Source organism: Bacteroidota bacterium, from assembly GCA_034723125.1.
In the GTDB taxonomy this organism is placed as follows: Bacteria; Bacteroidota; Bacteroidia; order CAILMK01; family JAAYUY01; genus JAYEOP01.
In genome coordinates, this window is record JAYEOP010000180.1 from 1 (window position 1) to 3,716 (window position 3,716).

At 29.3% G+C, this 3,716-nt stretch carries 2 protein-coding genes; both read right to left on the minus strand.

Annotated features, from left to right (window positions below):
- Positions 1-2,311, minus strand: a 2,311-nt coding sequence (locus U9R42_05400; GenBank protein ID MEA3495455.1) for a gliding motility-associated C-terminal domain-containing protein, incomplete at its 3' end; no start/stop codon positions are given.
- 202 nt (positions 2,312-2,513) lie between these two features.
- Positions 2,514-3,716: T9SS type A sorting domain-containing protein (locus U9R42_05405; protein MEA3495456.1), on the minus strand; the 1,203-nt coding region annotated here is incomplete at its 5' end.

Genomic DNA, 3,716 nt, shown 5'->3' on the forward strand with positions numbered 1-3,716 from the left:
TTTTGAATTTTCCATTCCAGCCTTTATTTTGGTCATTTGATTCAAATATTTTTTCGCCCCAACGGTTGTAAATTTGTAATTCAAAACTAAGTATTTCAGGAGCTACTACTGTAAATATTTCATTTACGCCATCATCATTTGGGGAAAAAGCATTGGGTATAAATATTTTATAGTTACATAAAGATTTTACTAAAATTGTATCAATACCTTGACAATCAAATTCATTTTTTACAACTACACTATAAATCCCTTCATCAATAATTTCAATTATTCTTTCGGTTTCATTTCCCGGATACCAATGATAAGAAAACCAAGAACCTGCATCTAAAAATAATGATGATTTATCTAAGCACAAAATTGTGTCTTTGCCAAGAAAAGGTAAGGGATTTGAAATTTCTTTTATTTGAGTTGTATCGATAATACTACAAATATTTTTAGTTATTGTAACAAAATATTTTCCCTCATTATTAACCTTTATTGTTTTTGCTGTACTTTGTGTATTCCACAAATATGTAGCACCCGGATTTCCTGCATCAAGTAAAATGCTTTTCCCTGCACAAAAAAAACTATCTTTTGGTAAGTTTTTTTGTGGTTGTTCATAAGCAATAAAATTTAAATGAACAATACTATCACAAGCAAGAAAGTTGGTGTAGTTATATGTAATATCTTTTGTCTCTTTCAGATATTTACCACCAAAATAAAAACTATCGGGTTTGCAAACGTATACTGTATCGAAAAAATTATCATTCAATATTTTTACTATTATTTCATTAGTTGTATCTGCTTCAAAACAGTTAGATACGATGCAACGGTACACACCCGTATCTTTTAAAGAAATTTTTGCCTTATTATAAATTTGACTCTCAGCACCATTAATATCTTTTCCGTTTTTTTGCCATTGGTAAGAGAAATCTCCAGAACATGAAATATATAGTGAAAGATATTTGTTAATACAAACCAAAGTATCTTTGCTTTGTTTTGAAATATCAGGTTTTCTGTCCCTGAACTTTATATATACAATAGAATCATTTGAGCAGGATGCAAGGTAAATACCATTATCATTGTCAATAACCATGTTTTTTGCACCATACCAATTAAGCCATGATGGAAGTTTATTGCTCCATAAAATATTTCCAAGACTATCAATTTTATAAAGTGTATATTTTGAAACCAATGAATCTTTATTTTTTTTAACATTTTGGAAAATAAAATATAGTTTATTACATGCATCAGGATAAGGAAATGAAGCTCGTCCACAGAAATCAAAAGGGATTTTTAATTTATTGGATAAAATAATGTTTCCTGATGTGTCAAATTTGTAAAGAGTGAAATTATTAAAGTAAGGTCCTTTTAAATTTGAATCCGTATTAGCATTATCAATTAAAAAGAAATGATTTTTATTTTGTAAAAATGGACTTTTATCTCGCCTGATATCTGTATAATGTAGTTTGATTGGCAATTGTTTTTCCCAAATCAAATCTCCGCTAAATGTCATTTTACGCATTGTTGTAGGTAAAGTACAGTGATTAGAGGCACTTAAATTCACAGTTGTATCCATACCCCATATTTCTATAAAGCTTAGTGTATCATCATAGTATGCAAGTCTATTAACACAATTTTTCCATTCTTCTTCAATAAACCAAAGTTTGAAATTTGTAGTATCACCCCAAAAATACATAAAACCTCGTTTCCCAAGTAAATTACTGTCTTTTCTGGAATATTTAGTAAGGTAGGCTTTACTATCTCCCAATTTCCAAGTAGTATTTGTTAAATATTTGTACATTATCATTGTGAATGGCAAGTATCTAGAGCTATATACCTCATTAAAAATAAAGAATTTATTATACTTAAATAAGGCATTACGCGTATCTTGGAATAGATTTAGTGACCCTATCATATTATGATAATTATAAACAAAATAAGGCTCATTTATAAGGCTATCAGTATTTACTTCCATAAAACCACTATTATAAGTAGCATCTCCTGTGGAGGCATTTAAAGATATTAAATCGCTTGAGGCATGACAATAATGATTATAACTGGCATTTAAAAAAAAAATATTTTTAATATCGAAGGTAGGAGCACTGAACACTCTGTAATGTGTATTGTTATTGATATTAAATTTGAATATAAAAGGTAATTTATATTTGTTATAAGAATATGAAGGTGGATTATGTCCGTGAAGTAAACCGGGAATAGTTGTCAATGCAACAGGATTATTTGATTCATCAACTAAAATATCTTCTAAAAGTATATTTAATGTATCAATCTCATCTCCCCAACGTACTTTAATAAATTCATCTATATTCATTAATCTTTTATGTTCCGAGATATCAAGTTTGTAATTGCTTATCCATTGTAACTCAGTTTGTGAATAAGTCGGAAAACTGGTGGTTAGCAGGAGTAATATTATTAATAATTTGTTTATTTTTATAGTATAAGCATAGGCTACCCTGATGGTATTTGAAATTGAAATATTTTTTAAACTCAAGGTAGCCATAATAACTTCTGAATTAGTTAATGTTAAACTTTAAACTTTTTTGTAAAGAATTTTCACCAATACAATCAATTTGGAGAAAATAAATACCGGAAGGAAAACCGTTTAAATTGAAATGAATTTTCAATTGATTTGTAGTAAATACCATTTGTTTATGCTGTAATATTTTACCTTTGGAATCAATAAGCTTTATGGAAGCTTTGTAACCTTTTACTTGTTTACAGTTAAGGTCAATAAATTGTTTAGCAGGCTTTGGACTTAATGAGAAAACTGGTAATACAATATTATTCCCCGTATTTAAAGCTTTTTTAAATAATTTATCTTCTTCCTGAAAAAAGTAGCTGTTACCATTATTACTATTACCGCCTTCGTTTCCATAATCACCCCATAAACCATTTTCATTACCGGTTCCACCTCCACTGGCAGGTTGGCAACAAGAAATAGCTTCAAGGTCGGTATTGCCATTATTTATTCTTTGTAATGTTTTTGTACTATATTTAAAATTAAATATGGTGCCGTCAATTGTCAGTTCAGTTGTAGTTGATGTGGCTGTAGCCATATTATAAAAAACTTCATTATATATTTCTTGCCAAATATTGTCCAAATCAGAATCAAACTTCATATCACAATACCTATAAGTAGTAAGTTCTTGAATTGGTGCTTCTTTTCCATTAGTTCCATCGTTTATTAAAACTTTTTTGGAACATTGAAGCCTTTTTCCATCAATACATAATGGTGTAGAACTTGGTTCATTGTACTTACATGTCCAACCATCAGTTGTTTCAAAAACATAATAATTTAGTGAAGGGTTTGTCCAACTTGTACGATTGTTATTGATTGAGTTTTCAATATAATTTAGGAAAATTTCATCACATTGGCAATCATATTGTTCGGTAGTATATTGCAAATAGTAGCAATCAGTTGAGTATAAATCATCAAATGATCCATTATTTCCATCATGTCCATCAACTTGCTGTCCACCTCTGCCACCAAGTCCACCATTACCAGAACTGACATCAATATTTGAATTTAAAAGCATATTGATTCCATTGTTTTCATAAACAATAAATACACTTCCGCCACAGCCACCATAACCTCCAGTCAGGCGAGTACCGGAAATTCTTATACATTTTTTATTAGTCCATAAAAATTGATTAGATAACAAACCCATAGGACTAATCCATGAGTTAAGATAGGATATATCTTTACTGTTATTATT